Origin of the sequence: Bradyrhizobium sp. 613_E4_N2_2, from assembly GCF_052075995.1 — a bacterium.
GTDB lineage: Bacteria > Pseudomonadota > Alphaproteobacteria > Rhizobiales > Xanthobacteraceae > Bradyrhizobium > Bradyrhizobium barranii.
Map to the genome: position 1 here is coordinate 2,274,932 of NZ_CP197234.1, position 20,563 is coordinate 2,295,494.

10 protein-coding genes and 1 tRNA gene are annotated in these 20,563 nt (G+C 63.4%); 9 read left to right on the top strand and 2 right to left on the bottom strand.

Going from position 1 to position 20,563, the window contains the following annotated elements; genetic code table 11:
* Positions 1–38 precede the first annotated feature (38 nt).
* The 6 genes from AB7290_RS10760 (at position 39) to AB7290_RS10785 (ending at position 13,749) form a co-directional block, all read left to right on the top strand.
* Positions 39–5,342 (top strand): beta strand repeat-containing protein, encoded by a 5,304-nt coding sequence (locus tag AB7290_RS10760; RefSeq protein ID WP_441253399.1) that lies wholly within the window; start codon positions 39–41, stop codon positions 5,340–5,342.
* Between the two features lie 768 nt (positions 5,343–6,110).
* A complete protein-coding gene (locus tag AB7290_RS10765; protein ID WP_063981681.1) occupies positions 6,111–7,673 on the top strand; it encodes a 2-isopropylmalate synthase in 1,563 nt (520 codons plus the stop codon).
* Between the two features lie 173 nt (positions 7,674–7,846).
* Entirely contained in the window at positions 7,847–11,449 is a 3,603-nt protein-coding gene (locus AB7290_RS10770; RefSeq protein ID WP_354115125.1) for a beta strand repeat-containing protein, read from the top strand.
* Positions 11,450–11,671: 222 nt separating this feature from the next.
* Positions 11,672–12,685, top strand: a complete 1,014-nt coding sequence (locus AB7290_RS10775; RefSeq protein WP_354077009.1) for a TRAP transporter substrate-binding protein — start codon at positions 11,672–11,674, stop codon at positions 12,683–12,685.
* Between the two features lie 199 nt (positions 12,686–12,884).
* Positions 12,885–13,493, top strand: a complete 609-nt coding sequence (locus tag AB7290_RS10780) for a Spy/CpxP family protein refolding chaperone (RefSeq protein ID WP_441253400.1) — start codon at positions 12,885–12,887, stop codon at positions 13,491–13,493.
* Between the two features lie 180 nt (positions 13,494–13,673).
* Positions 13,674–13,749: transfer RNA gene (locus AB7290_RS10785), tRNA-Lys, on the top strand.
* Between the two features lie 61 nt (positions 13,750–13,810).
* Here AB7290_RS10785 and AB7290_RS10790 read toward each other — a convergent pair.
* Complete coding sequence (locus tag AB7290_RS10790) at positions 13,811–14,833, bottom strand: tyrosine-type recombinase/integrase (RefSeq protein WP_441253401.1); 1,023 nt, start codon at positions 14,831–14,833, stop codon at positions 13,811–13,813.
* Between the two features lie 1,118 nt (positions 14,834–15,951).
* On the opposite strand from AB7290_RS10790, the gene AB7290_RS10795 reads away from it, so the two are divergent.
* Positions 15,952–17,964, top strand: a complete 2,013-nt coding sequence (locus tag AB7290_RS10795) for a ParB/RepB/Spo0J family partition protein (RefSeq protein WP_439035458.1) — start codon at positions 15,952–15,954, stop codon at positions 17,962–17,964.
* A 245-nt stretch (positions 17,965–18,209) separates the two neighbouring features.
* On the opposite strand, the gene AB7290_RS10800 is transcribed toward AB7290_RS10795, so the two are convergent.
* A complete protein-coding gene (locus tag AB7290_RS10800; RefSeq protein WP_439035457.1) occupies positions 18,210–18,407 on the bottom strand; it encodes a hypothetical protein in 198 nt (65 codons plus the stop codon).
* Between the two features lie 265 nt (positions 18,408–18,672).
* Between AB7290_RS10800 and AB7290_RS10805 the strand changes: the two genes are divergently transcribed.
* Both AB7290_RS10805 and AB7290_RS10810 read left to right on the top strand, forming a co-directional pair.
* Positions 18,673–18,984: a DUF736 domain-containing protein gene (locus AB7290_RS10805; RefSeq protein WP_439035774.1), complete on the top strand. Its 312-nt coding sequence runs from the start codon at positions 18,673–18,675 to the stop codon at positions 18,982–18,984.
* A 666-nt stretch (positions 18,985–19,650) separates the two neighbouring features.
* A complete protein-coding gene (locus AB7290_RS10810; RefSeq protein ID WP_439035456.1) occupies positions 19,651–19,974 on the top strand; it encodes a DUF736 domain-containing protein in 324 nt (107 codons plus the stop codon).
* Positions 19,975–20,563: the final 589 nt, after the last annotated feature.

Genomic DNA, 20,563 nt, shown 5'->3' on the forward strand with positions numbered 1-20,563 from the left:
TCCGTCCGCGAGCAGGACGGCAACAAGGAAGAACAACCATGACCGATACACTCACCGCCGGCTCCATCGCTTTCACCGGCTTCAACGCGGACGGCGACGACAGCCTTGCCTTCGTATCGTTCTCCGACATCAAGGCCGGCACTGTCATTCACTTCACCGACAATTTGTGGAATGGCACGAGCTTCGCCTCGGACGAGAACGTCTGGAGCTGGACCGCGACCAGCGACGTCGCCGCCGGCACGGTCATCAGCATGACCGGCCTCGGTGCCGGCGGCAGTGCATCTTCCGATGTCGGAACCGTGGCGTTCGACACCGCCAACACGCGCGACATCGCCGACCTCAATGAGGTCGTCTACGCCTACACCGGCAGCGCGGCGGCGCCGGTGTTCCTGACCGCGATCACCAACGCCATATTCAATGCCAGCCTCGGACGCGGCACGCTCAATGGCACCGGCCTCACCAACGGGGTCGATGCCAAGCAGCTGAACGGCAGCCCCGACATCGCCGCCTATGTCGGCGACCGGTCGAGCCTTGCCAGCATCGACGACTACAAGGCCAACATCTACGCCACGGCCAACTGGGTGCTGCAGGGTGGTAACGGCGACCAGAGCCATGACGGCACCGCCCCCGACCTGCCGTTCTCGACCCAGGCCTTCACCGCCGACCCGACCGCGCAGAAGATCGAGTTCGCCTCCGTTACGGCGAGCGTCACTGAGGGCGATAGCGGCGATACGGTGGTGACGCTGACGCTGAACCGCATCGGCTCGACCTCTGGGGTCACCACCTTCTCCGGCACACTGGCCAACATGTCGGGCATGTACGGCTACGCGGACGCCGACGATTTCGGCGGCACGTTGCCGGCGTTCAGCGGCAGCTTCGCCGATGGCGCCTCGACCGCGACCGTGACGTTCCATATCAGCGGCGACACCACGTACGAGCCGGATGAACACTTCTTCGCCCGCCTCGATACGGTCGCGAGCGACAGCGGCCTTGTCTATATCGGCGACAAGGCGACGGCCGACGCCACCATCGTCAACGACGATCCGGTCCAGTTCTTCGGCTTTGCCGAGAACTCGCTGACAATTTCGCAATCGGAAGGCAATGCCGGCGACGTCAAGACCTTCACCTTCGTGGTCGAGCGGACCCACGGCACCGACGGCGATCTTTCGTTCAGCGGCGTGATCTCGTCTGGCTCCACTGACGCTGCTGACTTCGGCGGCACGGTGCCGTTGACGTTCTCCGGCGTCATCAAGGCCGGCGAGAGCACGGCCACCGTCACGATCACCACCACCGGCGATATCACGCTGGAAGGCAACGATAGCTTCAGCCTGCATCTGACCAATGCAAGCTCCAGCAACGGGATCACCATCGTCAACACCTACACCGACGCCACCGGTATCATCGTCAACGATGATCCGCTGCACATCGGCGCCGGCGAGAGCGTCACCTCGCCGCTCACCCTCGCCGACGGCGACCACCTCACGGTCGACCAGGGTGGCGTACTCGCCGTTCCGGAGCCGCAGGACGGTAGTGAGATCAGCGCGATCCTCTGGTCAGGCGGCACGGTGACCGTCGACAATGCCGGTGGCATCGGTGTCGATGGTACGAACTATCACGTGACGAGCGCCAACGGCGTGACCGGCTCCTTTACGTTCAACAATGCCGCGACCGGCGCCACCTGGGGCAGCATCGGGGTTCGCTACCTTGGTTCCGGGTCGGCCGTCACCGTGAACAATGCCGGCCTGATGAATGGCGGCGTCGGCTACGCGCTGGATTTCACCGACGTCGGCAAGGTGTCCACGGTGATCGTCAACAACCTCGCCGGCGGCATCATCACCAACAGTCAGGCCAATGCCGACGTGGTGCGCGGCGGCGCCAACATGGTGCTCAACAATTCCGGTATCATCCGGTCGGTCGCGGATGACGCTGCCAACGGATATTATGGCGGCGATGCGGTTGACTACAGCGGCAGCGCCGGCGGGGTCGTGCACAATTTTGCCGGCGGCGTGATCGAAGCGTCCCGCCACGCCATCACCAACAAGAAGGGCATCACCGTTATCAACGATGCCGGCGCGACCTTGTTTGGCCGTAACGGCTCCGGCATCAATATCGACAACGATGCGACCGTCGCCAATATCGTCCATGTCACCAACCGCGGCACGATCGTGGGTGCGTCCGCCGGATACGATGACAGCGACGGCGATGCGATCGACACCGACGGTCTCGTCAATCTCGACAATTATGGCCTGGTCCAGGGCATCGGCGCCAACGGCTATCACAACGGCGAAGTCAACGTCTCCGAGGGCGCGGCCATCGGCGGCGGCGTGATCAACAACTTTGCCGGCGGCACCATCTACGGCTACGGGCGCGCCATCCAGGTGGATGATTCCAGCAACGGCGCGGCGCTCGGCGCGACGACGATCTACAATGAGGGCGTGATCCGGGGCGACGGCCATGGCCCGGAGGGTGTCGATCCCGCCGACGCGGCGGCGATGAACGCGAAAATCCTCGGCCGCGAGGCGATCGACATCCTCGGCAGCTTCGCCGACACCATCACCAACAAGGGCACCATCGTCGGCGGCATCTTCACCGACGGCGGCGCCGACACGTTGAACAACAGCGGCCTGATGGTGGCAATGGGCGGTCCCGCGGTCGATCTCGGCGACGGCAACGACAGCTTCACCAACAGCGGCATCGTCTCCGGCGACGTGTTGTTGGGCGCCGGCGACGACACTATCAACCTCGTCGCCGGCTCGACCATCAGCGGCACGCTTGACGGCGGCGATGGCACCGACACGCTCTATCTGTCGGGCAACGGCCTGGGCACACTCTCGAACCGGGTGACCAATGTCGAGAGCCTGGTCGTCGCCGGCGGCATCTGGACTGCGGAGTTGAACGGCGACGGGATTCGCCTTCCGCTGGCCCGGTCATGGAGTGCGGATGCAGGACAGAGCGGCTATACCTCGATCACAGTGAAGAGCGGCGCGACGCTCGGCGTTTCGCGGTCCGAGCTGCTCGAGATGGGCAGCGCGGCCGGCCAGGAGAAAAACGACCATCTCGTCGTCGAGGCCGGCGGCAAAGTCGGTGCTCTTGTCGGTGCCGTACAACTCGGGACCGGTTCCACCACGATCGACAATGCGGGAATGATATCCGGCATTTCGATGGGAACGGACTCGGGGAAGGCCACCTTCGTGGTCAACAACGCAGCCACCGGACTCATCAGCGACACCGTCTCCGGTCCCGGAGACCTCAATGGCGGGAGCCTGACGATCGTCAACGATGGCACCATCTCCGGCGCCAAGGCCATCGACCTGGAGAATACCCGCAACGGTTCGGTCAAGATATTCAACCACGCCGGCGGGATCATCTCGGCGATCGCCAACCAGGACGTCATCCGTGGCGGCACCGGCACCGCGATCGAGAATGCCGGGACGATCAGGTCCCGCGGCGATGACGGCCAAAACATCACGGGTGGTGACGCCATCGACTACAAGAAGAACGGCGGCGGAGCCGTTCATAACCTCGCCGGGGGCGTGATCGAAGGGTCGCACCATGCCGTGACCGGCAAGGTCGGCATCACCGTCGTCAACGACGCAGGCGCGACGATGATCGGCCGCAATGGTTCGGCTGTGAATATCGACAACAATGCGTCCGTCGCCAACACCGTCTATGTGACCAACCGCGGCACGATGATCGGCGCGTCCGCCGGTTACAGTGACAGCGACGGCGACGCCATCGACACCGATGGTCTGGTCAAGCTCGACAATTACGGCCTGGTCCAGGGCATCGGCGCCAATGGCTATCATAACGGCGAAGTCAACGTCTCCGAAGGAGTCGCCATCGGCGGCGGCGTGATCAACAACTATGCCGGCGGCACCATCTACGGCTACGGGCGCGCCATCCAGGTCGATGATTCCAGCAACGGCGCGGCGCTCGGCGCGACGACGATCTACAATGAGGGTGTGATCCGGGGCGATGGCCATGGCCCGGAGGGCGTCGATCCCGCCGACGCGGCCGCGATGAACGCGAAAATCCTCGGCCGGGAGGCGATCGACATCCTCGGCAGCTTTGCCGACACCATCACCAACAAGGGCACTATCGTCGGCGGCATCTTCACCGACGACGGCGCCGACACGTTGAACAACAGCGGCCTGATGGTGGCGATGGGCGGTCCCGCGGTCGATCTCGGCGACGGCAACGACAGCTTCACCAACAGCGGCATCGTCTCCGGCGACGTGTTGTTGGGTGCCGGCGACGACACCATCAACCTCGTCACAGGCTCGACCATCAGCGGCACCATCGATGGCGGCGAGGGTACCGACACGATCAATCTGTCCGGCACCGGCAATGGAACGCTGGGCAAGGCGACCGGTGTCGAGAAGCTCGATGTGCGGAGCGGCGCCTGGGCGATCAACAGTGATGCCAGCTACGCCAACGTCACGGTCGAAAGTGGTGCCGGCCTTGTGGTGCGGGGCGCGGTCACGGCGGTGACGGTGGAGCAGGGCGCCACGCTCTCCGTCTATGGCAGCACGGGCAACACCACCGTGTTCGGCGAGCAGGCCATCCAGGCCGGCGGCGTTGCAACCGGCACGACGATCGGGGCGGGTGGTGAGCAGCGCGTCATCGGCGGCGCTTCGGCGAGCGACACTACCATCGAGGGCGGCACCCAGCATGTCTACGGCTCCGCCGATGACACCGTGATCGACGCCGCCGGGCTCCAGCACGTCCATGGCAGCGCGACCGACACCACCGTCAACAGCGGCGGCGAGCAGAATGTCTACGCGTCTGCGACCGCCACCGGCACGACGGTGAATGCGGGTGGCATCCAGATCGACTGGGGCAACGCGATCGCCACCACGATCGACGGAGGCAGCCAGTATGTCTACGGCACGGCGGCCGATACGGTCATCCTGTCTGGCACGCAGTACGTCGAGGCCGGCGGCGCCACCTACGGCACGATGATCGGCAGCGGCGGCACCGCCCACGCCTTCGTCGGAGCCTCGGTTCACAACGTGACTTTCGCAGGTGCTGATGCCACGCTGGTGCTGGATCACGCCTCCGACTTCAGCGGCTTCCTCTCCGGCTGGCAGGACGGCAACCATCTGGATCTCTCCGATATCCAGTTCGCCGCAGGCACGACGTTGGCCTACACCGCCAATGCCGGCAACAGCGGCGGCAAGCTGACGGTGTCGGACGGCTCGCATACGGCTTCGCTGGCGCTGCTCGGCCAATACACGGCGGCGGACTTCGCGCTGTCCTCCGACGGCCATGGCGGCACCATGATCAGCGATCCCGGCGCCGGGGTCCAGCAGAGCGCGCTCGCGTTGCCGCACGCGGCGTAAGGATCGGTCGGGATCGGTGAAGCGGATGCGCCGGGTGCCAGTTGGCGCCCGGCCTTCCTTGCGCCCTCTCTGTTGAGGGCGTGAAGCGGAGAGCAAGACTCGGGCGGACCACGCCGCGAGCGGGTGGGTGTGTGCCTGCTGTTTGGCATGCAGAGCTGATGCCGCCGCGCGCGTTTATCGATCTCCGTCACCCTGATGAAGTGGCCGCTTCTTCAGAGGCCCTCGAAGGGCGGCGTCCCCGCGGCACCAGCTCGGCCGTGCATCCTTCGAGGCTCCTCGTGTGCTGCTTCGCACCGCACGCCTCGCACCCCCAGCGACAACCGCTTCGCGGTTGTCGCTGGGATGACGGGGCCGATGTGGTCGTCATTGCGAACCAATGGGCGAGGCGCCACGCCCCCTGCAATCAGGTCAGTCCTCCTGACCATCTTTTGGCGTTGCGGTTGCGGCCATTTCTCGTCTAGAAACGGCGCATCGAGCCTCCCGGCAACCAACCGTCAACGGTTTTGACCGAGGATTTGAGGGCTCAAAAGGGTCTGGCAATGCTGATTCGCGGCCAAATCGATGGGATTTCGGGGGAGGTGGCTCTGGCCGCCGCCACGATCCCGGCCGCGCTGCTGCCCACCCTCCTGATTGGCGGCCTTCTTCTTACTTGCCCCTGAGGGCCGGCTGGGCGCCATGCGCCTGGGCGCTCAGGGGTTGGTCGAGATCACCGGACACCTCAAGCGCCCAGCAGACTGACGGCGCAAAAAGCTCAAAAGGAATTTTGCAATGGCCCCCGTGAACAAGTCCGATAAGGACCGCGTCATCATTTTCGACACCACGCTGCGCGACGGCGAGCAGTGCCCCGGCGCCACCATGACGTTCGAGGAGAAGATCGAGATCGCCGAGATGCTCGACGACATGGGCGTCGACGTCATCGAGGCCGGTTTCCCGATCACCTCCGAAGGCGACTTCCAGGCCGTCAGCGAGATCGCCCGCCGCTCCAAGAACTCGGTGATCGCCGGCCTGTCGCGTGCCAACCCGAAGGACATCGACCGCTGCGCCGAAGCGGTGAAATTCGCCAGGCGCGGCCGCGTCCACACCGTGATCGCGACCTCGCCGCTGCACATGCGCGTCAAGCTGAACATGACGCCGGAGCAGGTGATGGAGCTCTCGATCGCCAACGTGACCCGCGCCCGCAACCAGATCGACGACGTCGAATGGTCGGCCGAGGACGCCACCCGCAGCGAGATGGACTATCTCTGCCGCATCGTCGAGGCCGTGATCAAGGCCGGCGCGACCACCGTCAATATCCCCGATACCGTCGGCTACACCACGCCCGAGGAATATGCCCGTTTCATGCGCACGCTGATCGAGCGCGTGCCGAACTCCGACAAGGCGGTATTCTCGGTTCATTGCCATAACGACCTCGGGATGGCCGTGGCGAATTCGCTGGCCGGCATTGCGGGCGGCGCGCGGCAGATCGAGTGCACCGTCAACGGCATCGGCGAGCGGGCTGGCAACGCTTCCCTCGAGGAAGTCGTGATGGCCATCAACGTCCGCAACGACGTGTTTCCGTGGTGGAACAAGATCGACACCACGCAGCTGACGCGCGCCTCGAAGGTCGTGTCGGCCGCAACCTCGTTCCCGGTCCAGTACAACAAGGCGATCGTCGGCCGCAACGCCTTCGCCCATGAGAGCGGCATCCATCAGGATGGCGTGCTGAAGGACGCCTCGACCTACGAGATCATGCGGCCCGAGATGGTCGGGTTGAAGCAGTCGTCGCTGGTGCTCGGCAAGCATTCCGGTCGCCACGCCTTCGTGCACAAGCTGGAGGAGATGGGCTACAAGCTCGGCGCCAACCAGCTGGAGGATGCGTTCACGCGGATGAAGGCACTGGCCGACCGCAAGAAGGACATCTACGACGAGGACATCGAGGCGCTGGTCGACGAGGAGATGGCGGCCTCCCACGACCGCATCAAGCTGACCTCGCTGACCGTGATCGCCGGCACCCACGGCCCGCAGCGCGCGACCATGAAGCTCGACGTCGACGGCCAGATCAGGATCGAGGAAGCCGAAGGAAACGGGCCGGTCGACGCGGTCTTCAACTGCATCAAGGCGCTGGTGCCGCATGAGGCAAAGCTCGAGCTGTATCAGGTCCATGCGGTGACCGAAGGCACCGACGCGCAGGCCGAAGTCTCGGTGCGGCTGTCCCATGACGGCCGTTCCATGACGGCACGCGCAGCGGATCCGGATACGCTGGTGGCCTCGGCAAAGGCCTATCTCGGCGCGCTCAACAAGATCGTCATGAAGCGCCAGCGCGATACGGTGACGACGGCAGCGGCGAGCTGACGCTTCATCCTCTCCAGTTCATCGGCAAACGCGGCGCCCTCGGCGCCGCGTTTTTCGTTTGGCACACGATCCCGTCATGTGGGGGTGCATCGCAATAAATATGTTATTAACATGTCATGTTAACATTCCATTAACCGGCAGCGTCGCGCGCCCTTGCTGCTGGAGAATTTGGAATGCCCCTTTCCGCTGGTTCGATCGCCTTCACCGGTTTCAACGGTGACGGCAACGATAATTTGTCCTTTGTCGCCCTGACCGACATCCCGCAGGGCACTGTCATCAATTTCACCGACAGCAACTGGAACGGCTCCGCCTTCGCAACCGGCAGCAACGCCGAAAGCACGATCGCCTGGACCGCGACCGGCGCGATTCCCGCCGGCACCGTCATCGACATCAACAACATCGGCAAGGGCACGTTCGGCACCAGCGCCGGCTCGGCCACCTTCACCAACGCCAACAATACCGGCCTGTCCAACGACAGCGAGGTCGTCTACGCCTATGTCGGCACCTCGACGGCGCCGACCTTTCTCGCCGCGATCTCCAATGTCGGCTATGCGACCTCAGACGGCACGCTGACCGGCACCGGCCTCGTTGCCGGCCAGACCGCGGTCAGCTTCACCGGCGGCCTCGACATCGTCGGCTATAACGGACCGCGCTCGGGCTTCGCCAGCTTCGCCGACTACCTTGTCGCGATCGGCAACACCGCCAACTGGGCCACCCAGAACGGCAGCGGCGACCAGAGCACCGACGGCACCACGCCCGACGCGCCGTTCCCGACCACCGCCTTCACCGTGGCCGCGCCCGCCACGCAGACGATCTCGTTCTCGTCGCCGAGCGTGTCGGTTGCCGAGGGGCAGAGCGGCACCAAGACCATGACTTTCACCATTGCGCGCACCGGCGGCACCACCGGCGTACTCAGCTTCTCCGGCAGCTTCGCGGCCGGCACCACCGATGCGGCCGATTTCGGCGGCACGCTGCCGGCCTCGACCTTCAGCGGCAGCTTCGCCGACGGTGCGACCTCGGCGACCATCACCATCACGATCTCCGGCGACACCACCGCGGAGCCCGACGAGAATTTTACGCTCACGCTCACCAGCGCCAGCAATCCGGGCGCGGCGGTTACGATCGGCACCGCGACGGCGACCGGCACCATCGCCAATGACGACGGCACTCTCGTCTCCGGCAACTCGTCGAACCCGATTACGCTGGCGAACAACGATCATCTGACCGTTCTCGCCGGCGCGACCCTGTCGGGCTCGACCCCGGTCACCTGGATCGGCGGCAGCACCTCGCCCGGCGCGGTGGTCGACAATTCCGGCACCATCACCGGCACCAGCCGCGCGATCGCCACCAGCGGTTCGACCAGCGGCAGCTTCACCATCAACAACAAGGCCGGCGCCACCATCACCGCGACCAAGGATGCGGTGAAGATCTCGAACCTGGTCTCGGGCAAGAGCGGCACCTTCACCGTCAACAACGAGGGCACGATCTCCTCGACGGGGACCGGCAGCAATGCCGGCCAGGCGCTCGATCTCGACGACATCAATTCGAGCGGCGCCAATACCGTCATCAATAATGCGGCAACCGGCGTGATCTCGGCGGCCGATGCCGACGCGATCCGGCCCGGCGCCAACGCCACCATCAACAATTACGGCCAGATCGTCAGCCACAATGCCTCGGCGGCCTCGTCCGGTAACGACGCGATCGACTTCCAGTCGGTCAACACCGGCGGCGTGGTCAACAACTATGCCGGCGGAATCATCGACGGCGCCCGCCACGCCATCACGGGCGACCAGCCGATCACCGTCAACAATGACGGCACCATCACCGGCCGCAGCGGCTCCGGCATCAACATGGACAGCGCGGCTAACACGACGACAACAGTGACCAACCGCGGCACCATCACCGGCACGGCGGTCGGCGGTGCTGACGCCGACGGTGTCGATGTCGACGGTCTGGTCTCGATCGACAATTTCGGGACGATCGCGGCGGTCGGCCTGACCAGCGGCGCCAACGGCCTCAACGAGGCGCTCGCGATCGGCGGCGGCTTCGTCCACAACGAGGTGGGCGGCCTGATCATCAGCGATCAGCGCGCGATCACCGTGGACGACAGCAATGACGGTAGCGCCTTCGGCGTCATGACCATCATCAACGACGGCACGATCCGCGGCAACAACGGCGAGGCGATCTCGATCGTCGGCGCCTTCGGCGACACCGTTACCAACACGGGCGGCATTTTCGGCAGCGTCGCCACCGGCGGCGGCAACGATACGCTCACCAACAGCGGCTCCATCATCGGCGACGTCTCGATGGGCGCAGGCGACGACAGCATCAATCTCGCCACCGCTTCGATCGTCACCGGCACGATCGACGGCGGCGACGGCGTAGACACGCTGGTGCTGTCGGGAAGTGGCTCCGGTTCGCTCCTTGGCACCGTCGTCAATGTCGAGAAGCTCGACGTCCAGAGCGGCGTCTGGCGGATCAAGGATGCGTCCGGCTATTCCGACATCCAGGTCGAGAGCGGCGCGGCGGTCGTGCTGGAGGGCTCGGCCAATGGAATGGTGGTTGCCGCGGGCGCCGCGCAGCTGGTGTTCGGTCTGGCCTCGAACTCCGTGATCTCGGGCAATCAGTACATCCAGATCGGCGGCTCGGCCGACGGCACGACGATCGAGGCCGGCGGCGACCAGGATATCCTCGGCGGTGGTATCGCGACCAACACCACCGTGGACGGCGGCACCCAGAACGTCTTCGGCGTTGCGATCCAGACCACGGTCGCGAATGGCGGCTTCCAGCACGTTCACAACAATGCTTTCAACACCATCGTCAATGCCGGGGGTGAGCAGAACGTCTACATCGACGGCAGTGCGACCGGATCCACCATCAATGCCGGCGGCATCCAGATCGATTGGGGCTTCACGATCATCACGACGATCAGCGGCGGCGGTCAGTACGTGTTCGGCTCGGCGAGCCTCACGACGATCAATTCGGGCCTGCAGGCCGTCGAGAGCGGCGGCACGGCCTCGGACACGACGATCCATGGCGGCGGGCAGGACGTCTATCTGGGTGGAACGGCGATCAACACCACCATGGATGGCGGCGTCCAGTCGGTCTATGGCGGCACGGTGGTCCAGACCACGATCAGCAATGGCGCCCTCCAGTATCTCCACGGCAACGCGTCGATCACGACGGTCAACGCCGGCAGCCAGCAGAGCGTCTACGCCGACGGCACGGCGACCGGCACCACGATCAATGCCGGCGGAGTCCAGGTCGATTGGGGCGCCGCCAACGCCACCATCGTCAACGGCGGCGTGCAATATGTGTATGGCAGCGCGACCGGCACGACGGTCCTGTCCGGCACGCAGCACGTGCAGGCCGGTGGCAGCGCGGATGACACCACGATCGGCTCGGGCGCGCTCGCCTTTGTCCACGCGGGCGGCACGATCGACGATGTGATCTTCGCCGGTCCCAATGCCTCGCTGGTGCTGGCCCAGGCGTCGGCCTTCACGGGAACGATCTCCGGCTGGCAGGACCATGACAGTCTCGATCTCGGCGACATCCTGTTCAGCGACAGCCTGACCTCGATGGCCTATGCGCAGAACAACGACAACACCGGCGGCACGCTGACAGTCTCCGACGGCACCCACGTCGCGACGCTGCACTTGCTCGGTCAGTACAGCGCGGCCGACTTTGCGCTGTCCTCGGACGGGCACGGCGGCACCCTGATCACCGATCCGGCGGTCGCGCAGCAGGCCCAACTCGCGCCGGCGCTGCACGGCTGAGGTTGCGAGAGGCGGCAGCGGCGATGGCAGGGTTTCCCTGCCATCGACCTGCGTGAGCCAGTCCAGCAGATTTCGCCTCCGGATACCGCATTTTTGCAAGCCGCCCCCTGCTAAGGGGCAATGGCGCCTGTGTCCGCTTCCCTATAATCCTGCCCTCAAGTCTTGAATCTAGGGCTTGGGGGCGACGGTTCGTGCCCCACCAAAAAACGTGTGGGAGGAAGCATGCGGAAACTCATTTGGGCTGCGGCATCGGTTGCGGTCTTGACCGGGGCGTTGGCCCTGACCGGGCCGGCATCGGCCCAATCGCCGATCATCATCAAGTTCAGCCACGTCGTCGCCACCGACACGCCGAAGGGCAAGGCGTCGGAGAAGTTCAAGGAGCTCGCCGAGAAGTACACCGGCGGCAAGGTCAAGATCGAAGTCTACCCGAACTCGACGCTCTACAAGGACAAGGAAGAGCTCGAGGCGCTCCAGCTCGGCAGTGTGCAGATGCTGGCGCCGTCCAACTCGAAGTTCGGCCCGCTCGGCATCCGCGAATTCGAGGTGTTCGATCTGCCTTACATCCTTCCGGACCTGAAGACGCTGCGGAAGGTGACGGAAGGCCCGCTCGGCCTCCGGCTGCTCAAGCTGCTGGACTCCAAGGGCATCACCGGCCTTGCCTATTGGGACAACGGCTTCAAGCAGATGAGCGCCAACAAGAAGCTGGTCACGCCCGCCGACTACCAGGGCGTCAAGTTCCGCATCCAGTCCTCGCGCGTGCTGCAGGCCCAGTTCAAGTCGCTCGGCTCGCTGCCGCAGGTGATGGCGTTCTCGGAAGTCTATCAGGCGCTGCAGACCGGCGTCGTCGACGGCCAGGAGAACACCTGGTCGAACATCTATACGCAGAAGATGCACGAGGTGCAGAAGTACATCACCGAGACCAATCACGGCTACATCGGCTACGTCGTGATCGTGAACAAGAAGTTCTGGGACGATCTGCCGGCCGACATCCGCGACCAGCTGTCGAAGGCGATGAAGGAGGCGACCGACTTCAACAACGCGCAGTCGCAGAAGGAGAACGACGACGCGCTGGCCGAGATCAAGAAGAGCGGCAAGAGCGAGATCATCAAGCTCACGCCGCAGCAGGACGAGGCGATGCGCAAGGCGATGGAGCCGGTCTACAAGGACGCCGCAAGCCGCGTCGGCCAGCCGCTGATCGACGAGTTCCTCAAGGAATCGAAGAGCACGACGAACTGATCAGGATCGACCATCAATGAAGGGGCTTCCGTGCAGCCTGCGCGGAGGCCCTTTTTGTTGCAAAACATTTCAGTCTGCATCTGAATGGACATTCAGGGGAGTTACATCTTCGTAAGAACGCTCTCTCTGTCCAAGTTGTAAGTTGCGCGTCAGCCGTCCGGCGCTCATCCTCACCGGCATCCTTCCAGAGGAGGTCCGTATGAGGAAGTTCACCATCGCCGCCATCGCCGTGCTCAGCATCGCCGGCTCGGGCGCGGTCTATGCCCAATTTCATCGCCCGTGGATGGAGCACTTCCGCCACGTCCGCATGAACCCGGAGGACCGTGCCGCCTTCGTCGACGCGCGGATCGCCGCCGTCCATGCCGGGCTGAAGCTCAACGCCGACCAGGAGAAGCTGTGGCCGCCGGTCGAGGCTGCCGTGCGCGACTTCGCCAAGCTGCGCATCGACCGCGCCAACGCGCGGATGAATGCCGGCCCGGGCGACACCGGCAAGAACGCCGACAAGCCCGAGGATCCGGTCGCCCGCCTGCGCCAGCGCGCCGAGGACATGGGCGCGACCTCCGCCGCCCTGAAGAAGATCGCCGATGCCGCCGATCCGCTCTACAAGACGCTCGACGAGGGCCAGAAGCGGCGCCTTGCCGTGCTGACCCGCCACCGTGGCCCGTTCGGCGGCGGTGGGGACGGCCCGTCCCGACACTTCATGGAACGGGGCATGGACCGCATGATGGAGCGCGGCATGGACCGCTTCCACGGCGACCGTTTCGACCGTGACGGCGGCCCGGAACGGGATCGCGAGGGCCGGCTCTGAGCCACCCCGTATTTCCCGAGGAATTAGCCCGGGGATTGGCCTTGGCGAAGCCGCTGGAATCCAGCGGCTTTTAGCATTTTCGGGCCTGTGGAAGAACCTTGGAAAACATGCGCCACATCGCTTGCCATACCCGGATCGCTTTGCTAAACGACCGGCCTCGCAAGGCATTGACCGCCTTTCGGGCGCATAGCTCAGTTGGTAGAGCAGCTGACTCTTAATCAGCGGGTCCCAGGTTCGAGCCCTGGTGCGCCCACCATATAAATCAAGCACTTAGCATCTGGCTTGGTAGAGTAGGCGACCTCATTTTACAGGTCGTTTTACAGTTTTGTTCTCGCTTCGAGCTTGAGTACCGCAGCTTCTGCAAGCTGAATGTCGCGACCAAGATAGTGCGCGTCCAGAATGGCCTCGACGTCCTTTAACGAGTGGCCGGTCACGGCCGCGATCTGCGGTACGCTGGCGCCAGCGATCGCCAGCCGAACCACTGCGGTGCCCCTCAAATCGTGAAACGTCAGGTCGCCAATGCCCGCCCGTTCGCAGGCCTTTGCCCACGATGTTCGAAAGCCGTCGGAAGTCCAGGGCCGGCCGAGCGTGTTCGTCAGGATAAGAGGTCCCCGACGCTGCGTGGTGTCGAGCAGAGCTCTCAAGGGAGTGCCGGCAGGCATCACTACGCGGCGCCCGCCTTTCGACTGGCGGAGACGAATATGAGGGCTCTCGTAGGCTGACCAAGGTAAGCGCAAAAGGTCGCCTTGTCGTTGACCGCTCCATAAAGCCAAGATCAGCGCCAACCTGATCTCTTCAGATGCAACTGATAGAACTGCGGCAATGTCCTGCTCGGTCCAGATCTTGTCTCGGCGGTCTGCGACGTAGAGCCGACCACCACGCTCGCAAGGATTGCTGGTGATAATGCCGCGATCTTTCGCGAAGGACAGAATGCGCGCCAACACCGTCCAGGCGAGATCAGCCTTGCGCGGCGTGTTGGCGAATTTGTCGCGCCAGCCTTTGAAGTCGCCGCGAATCCTGCGATCGGCGAGAGCGGCGATCGGCAGGTCAGCGAATTCTTCTTCAATGAGTTTGATGTACCTCAGATAATCGCGGCGAGTGGACGCTGCGATCTTGGTGAATTCCGGCGCCGCTTTGTATCGTGCGATGACTGACATGAAGGTGCCGCCGCGTGGCTGCCGTAAGTTCGAATGCGCCTCCTGGTATTGCTGGATAAAGTCTGGCGTGCCTGGCTCTGCTTTGATCTGGGGACCGCCGCGATAGGCGTAATAGTACGTCTTTGGTTCGCCGCTTGAGAGCGTCACCTTTACTTTATGAATCCCTTTGAGATTGACGCGCACGCTTTGCTCTCCACTCGTCCAGCGCGGATGTCGCAACGTCCGGAGTTTGAGTTCTGAGTAATCCACTCAGCGAGTCTAACGCGAGATCGATCGCTTTCAAGTCCCATCGCGACGTGCCAGAAAGAGCAGAGGGTAGTCTTCCGATTTTTACCCAGTTCGAGAAGGTGCTGACTGACAGACCACAGTATGAGGCAGCTTGGTCACGCGACACCAGGCGCTGGCCAATACCGCCCCGAACAGAATCCATCGGAATTATCCAGTCGTGACAGCACCACGCCGAGGTAATTGGAAGATCGCACTTTCGCTGGCTGGCGCAACTGCAAGCACCGGCACGGAGATCAAGCTGCAGCCTTGTAGGAATGCGATCACGCAAGAAGAATCAAGCCAGATCAGGCGGCTCACATTGTCTTGAGATGCGACGAAATCCGTCGATCGCCGAAGATGGCGATCCTGGATCGGCTCACTCTCCCCGCCGCTGTCTCACTGATTCTGATTTGGGTGCGCGTGCGGCTGTCGCCGCATCGGGCTCTCGTGAACCGAGCGCGTTGCGTCTCGGCCATTCGGCTTCGATCCCTCACGCAAGCAGATATAATGTGTCGCTCGCCGGAGGCACTCGCACGAAGGGCTGCCGCTGCGCGGCACCGCTATCACTGCCCGTCGCGCGGGTGCCTTGTTAACCGGTCTCGCGACTGCACTCGGTCCCGGGTCCCGCCGCTACGCGTCGGCGCTATGCTGACCCTCCTGCGGGTGCCTCTTTTGATTTTCTCACTTTTGCTCTTGTTTTCGATCTCTTGTTTTGGCCTGCGCTGACTTGCTCAACGTTCTAACGCTTGAGATCTCAGGGGCTCCGCCCCTCGCGCGCGCCAGGGTAAAGCGCCGGCTGGCGCCGGCGCCGACCCGAGCGGTCTCCCCGGTCTTCCGTGCTTTCGAACGGGCGTCACCTTCTCGAACGGCCGACATGCGCCGTGCAGACCCGCTTCTAGCGAGCGGCCCTTGCGGGCGGGCGATCCCCCTCCGCTCGGGTCGCCCTGGCGCTTGCTACCCCCGGTCTCGCCGACGGGCAGGGGTGCAGGCGCGGAGTGCGCGCTGCACCCATGGAAGTAAAAGGAAGAATGATCATGTCGGCCAAATCAGTTGAAATCATTCCCGCGAGCGGGACGGAGACTTTGATCCCGCTCAATAAGCTCAAGAAGTCCCCGAACAATGCGCGCAAGACGCCGCACAGCGAGGCGGCGATCGAGGGTTATGCGGCGAGTATTGCCGCCAAGGGCATCCTGCAAAATCTAGTGGTTGAGCCCGAGTTCGACGGAGCGGGAACGGCCACGGGGTTCTATCTCGTGACCATCGGCGAGGGCAGGCGGCTTGCACAGCTGCTGCGGGTGAAGCGGAAGGAGATCAAGAAGACCGAGCCGATCCGCTGCATCATCGACACCGCGAATGACCCCCACGAAATCAGCCTGGACGAGAACGTCACCCGCGAAAACATGCATCCCGCCGACCAGTTCGAGGCGTTCAGGAGGCTTGCGGAGGAGCGTGGCTTTGGTGCGGAGGAGATCGCCGCGCGCTTCGGGGTGACGCCGCATGTGGTGCGGCAACGCCTCCGGTTGGGTGCGGTTTCACCCAAATTGGTGCAGCTGTATCGCGATGGCAATCTGACCCTTGAGCAGTTGATGGCCTTTGCCATCACCGACGATCAGGCGCGGCAGGAAGGCGTTTATGAGCGCCTGTCCTACGACCGCGATGCCAGCACGATCCGGCGTCTGCTCACCGAAACCCATGTCGCTGCAACCGATCGCCGCGCGCGGTTTGTCGGGCTCGAGGCCTATATCGAGGCAGGCGGTACGATCCTGCGCGACCTCTTTACCGAGGATCGCGGCGGCTATCTGGAAGACGTGGCACTGCTCGATCTCTTGGTGACAGCACGGCTTGGCCGGGAGGCGGACGCCTTACGGGCAGCCGAGGGATGGAAGTGGACGGAGCCCCATCTCGACTTCCCGCACGCCCACGGCATGCGTCGCGCCTACCTGCATCCAGTTAAGCTTTCGGCGGAAGATCAGACCGCGCTTCAAGTCGCTCAAACCGAGTTCGACCAGCTGACCGAACAGCATCAAACGGCCGACGAACTGCCTGATGAGGTGGATGCGCGGTTCGGTGAACTGGAGACCCAAATCGAGCAGTTTGAGACGAAACGGCAGGCCTACGATCCCGGTGACGTCGCGCGTGGCGGCGCGTTCGTCATCCTAAATCATGACGGCAGCGTCAGGATCGAACGCGGTTTCATCCGTCCCGAGGACGACAAAGCCCACCCCGAAGCGGGGGAGGATGGCGACGGACAAGCATCGGATGAGGAGGGTGGAGGGGACGGTCAAGCCACGTGCGATGGTGAAGGAGGGGAGGAAGAAAACGACGAGGAAGACGAGGAGAAGTCGCTGTCTGACACGCTCGTTCGCGACCTCTCCGCGCATCGCACCTTGGGGCTGCGCCTCAATCTGAGTGAGCAGCCAGACGTCGCCATCGTGGCGGCCACCCATGCGCTCGCCGCGCAAATCTTCTATATCGGGGCCAATGCCCATGTGGTTGGCATTCAACCGGTCAAGACGGATTTGGCCACGCATGCGGTCGGAATCGAAGATACCCCGGCCGGCAAAGCGTGGTCGGATCGCCATGCCAATTGGGCCAGGCAGATGCCACGAGACGTCGCCAAGCTGTGGGAATTCGTGGTCGAACTTGATCACGACAGCCGCATGGCGCTGTTCGCCCATTGCACGGCATTGACGGTCAATGCGGTCAAATTGCCATTTGACCTCCGGCCGCGCGCCTTGGCGGCGGCCAGCCGTTTGGCCGGGGCCGTCGCGCTCGACATGACCGGATACTGGCGGCCGACGGTGCAGAGTTATCTCGGCCGGGTCACCAAGGCGCGCATCCTTGAGGCCGTCCGCGAAGGCGTCGGCGAGGAGGCAGCCGAACGTTTGTCGGGATTGAAAAAGGTCGAGATGGCAGCTGCCGCGGAGCAACTATTGGCGGTGACCGACTGGTTGCCGCCGTTGCTCCGCACGGCCAAGATGGAGGATCAGGTCGGTGCGCCAGACAAGGCGCAGCGTAATGATTTCTGCTCGCAAGCAGCGGAGTAAAAGGTGAGCCGGGGCCGCAAGAACGGCCCCGGCGCTCATTAAATTCCGGCCGCGCACCTCACGGTGCGCAGCCGGTTCAGTTGAAGTGAAGCGGAAGATTGCTCACGCTTGCCCGTCTCCAAATGTGGGCCACGATCGGTTTGGTCTGCGCGGCAGGCAGCGGCTTGTGAGGCTGTGCTCCACCTCCCTTTCGTAGCGGCGGGGCGATCAAGTTGGGGTGCGGATCGTGCCTAGACCTCGCGTATTCACAGCGCAGTCGGGCGAATAATCCCGGCCGGAGCCGTCGCTTCCTGATCCGCAAATGCGGTCGGGTTCGCTTGATTTGTCCGGTCCATCGTTCTTGCTCTTGATACGCAGACGTTGGCTTTCTTTCTGATCGATCCCGCCGTTTTCCAATGCTGTGGGACGTCGGCAGCCATGGTCATCGCCGTCAGTTCGGTCATGGGCTCGCGTCCAACGCGCCCTCGATTGGCTGATCAGGCCCGAGGGACGGCAAGAGCCTCGATCGCCTTCCCGCAACAGCTCACGCCTGCTTTTTTCCCCTACCGCCAAGCGGCGGCATTCCTCGCGCACGACAAAAAAGCAGGCTTTCGCCGTCCTCCGCTGCGCTGCGGGCCTGAAGGCTGCGGGCCGATCGCTCCCCGGGCCAAGGATCGCCATCGAGGCTGCGATGGGCGCGGCCCGAGCAACAGACAGACGGAGATGACCATGGCGACCATCGGCACTTTTACTGCTTTGGACAACGGCTACACCGGCTCGATCAAGACGCTGACGCTGAACATCAAGGCCAAGTTCGCTGCCTCCGAGAAGGACAACGACAAGGCTCCCGACTACCGGATTTTTGCAGGAGCGACCGAATTCGGCGCCGCCTGGAAGAAGACGGTTCGCGACAGCGACCGCGAATATCTCTCGGTCAAACTCGACGATCCGAGCTTCCCGGCTCCGATCTACGCCTCGCTGGTCAAGGTCGAAGGCGAGGAAGGTTTCAGCCTGATCTGGTCGCGCCGCAGCGGCGACTGATCGTCCCGGATCAACGGCCCCGCTTCCCTGGAGGCGGGGCCTCTTTGCGTTTCTGCGCCGTATTTAAGAGGAAGGACAAGAGCATTTTCTGCCTCCAAAGGGAGGCGTGTAGCCGTGAAACCGCGGCGCAACCTGAGGCGGTTCGATTCGCCGAGTGGCAAACAAATCGAGCCTTCGAGAGCGTTTTCGTCGCGCGGTTTCGCGAACTCAATCGCCGTGCGCGCGATCGATCAATAGTGTCGGATTCGACTTGATAACCGGCACCAGGACCACGCCTCAGATGCGAAACCGAGCCGCTTTCCCGGCGGGATAATCGGCTCTGAATCGCGAGAGACTCGAGACGCAGCGCATATGTCGAAACGTTGCCCAAGCGCCGTTTGTGCGGGCGAATAGCGCTCTGCGGCAAGGCCTGTCTCCTTCGTCTGAAGAGGACGATTCCCTGCTTATGGCGCTACGACCTATGGCAGCCCTCCCCCATCCGAAACCCTCGCACGCTTCCTTTTTTCCCCGCCGGCAAGCCGGCTCCTCGCGGCCGCTTCGCTGCAAAAAAGGAGCGGGCTCGGGTGCGCCGCTGCGCTTCGCCCCTAGGGTTCGGATGCTGGCCGGCCGCCATGACGGTCTCGCCATCGCAGGGCATCGGCCCTGCGGCAACGAAGGAGACAGACCATGACCGCGATCGGATTCGTCACCCGCACAACTCACGGCGGCTTCAGAGGCCAGCTCAAATTCCTGCCTATCTGCGCCGACATCGACATCGTGCCCAACCGCGATAAGTCCGGCGATGACCCGTCAGACTTCCGCATCTTCACCCAGGGGCTCGAGGTCGGATCCGGTCGGATTTTGACCGGCGAGAGCCCCGGATCGGACTACGTCAGCCTGTCACTCGCAGCACCTGGCCTTGGGGTCCGCAAGCTCTGCGCCAACCTTGGTCGAACGGTTGGCCTTTACGCTGACGGCAGCTTCTTTCTCATCTGGAATCCTATCGACTAGGTCAAATGCTGGGCTCCCGCGCATCGCGCGGGAGCCCTTCTCATGTCCCGGAAATCAGGTTTTGAATATCACCGACTAGTGTGAGAACGCTCCCAACTGGGCGCGCGTAGAAGAACGAACGCGGCTTAACAGCCTGCGGGACATCCCATTACGATCGAAGAAACGCACTTGCACGGGGCCGAATTTTGCCTGGAGCGAAGGGTCGTTCAATGGCTCTTTCTCTTCGTTCCGATGCAGAAAATCGCTCCATCGCATTGGAATTTACGCCAATCTATGGACAGACGAGAGGCTGGAATTGATGGCTTGGACGCGTGCCGAGCGGCAGATTTTTTGCGTGCCTCGTGGATCAGCAGATGCGGTTGCGGCAAGATGAGGAAGAGTTAGCGAGTAGCAACGAGCAGGGGGAGTGATGGCAAGATAAAAGCACTGTCGCCTAAGGGTGGCTAAGTCATTGTCTGCACATCCAAGAGTTATCGCCATTGGTGCAATATCTGTCGCCAACACGCACCTACGCTACTCAATGTTCTGCGCAAATTCGTCCGCAGGTTCGTTCGGCATTGTCGTGCTGCAAGTCTCCGAAGCGACAGTT

Bases quoted from the DNA above. Each gene is read 5' to 3' on its own strand.
- AB7290_RS10760 (WP_441253399.1), top strand. From the start codon at position 39: ATGACCGATACACTCACCGCCGGCTCCATCGCTTTCACCGGCTTCAAC.
- AB7290_RS10765 (WP_063981681.1), top strand. From the start codon at position 6,111: ATGGCCCCCGTGAACAAGTCCGATAAGGACCGCGTCATCATTTTCGAC.
- AB7290_RS10770 (WP_354115125.1), top strand. From the start codon at position 7,847: ATGCCCCTTTCCGCTGGTTCGATCGCCTTCACCGGTTTCAACGGTGAC.
- AB7290_RS10775 (WP_354077009.1), top strand. From the start codon at position 11,672: ATGCGGAAACTCATTTGGGCTGCGGCATCGGTTGCGGTCTTGACCGGG.
- AB7290_RS10780 (WP_441253400.1), top strand. From the start codon at position 12,885: ATGAGGAAGTTCACCATCGCCGCCATCGCCGTGCTCAGCATCGCCGGC.
- AB7290_RS10795 (WP_439035458.1), top strand. From the start codon at position 15,952: ATGTCGGCCAAATCAGTTGAAATCATTCCCGCGAGCGGGACGGAGACT.
- AB7290_RS10800 (WP_439035457.1), bottom strand. From the start codon at position 18,407: ATGACCGAACTGACGGCGATGACCATGGCTGCCGACGTCCCACAGCAT.
- AB7290_RS10805 (WP_439035774.1), top strand. From the start codon at position 18,673: ATGGCGACCATCGGCACTTTTACTGCTTTGGACAACGGCTACACCGGC.
- AB7290_RS10810 (WP_439035456.1), top strand. From the start codon at position 19,651: ATGACCGCGATCGGATTCGTCACCCGCACAACTCACGGCGGCTTCAGA.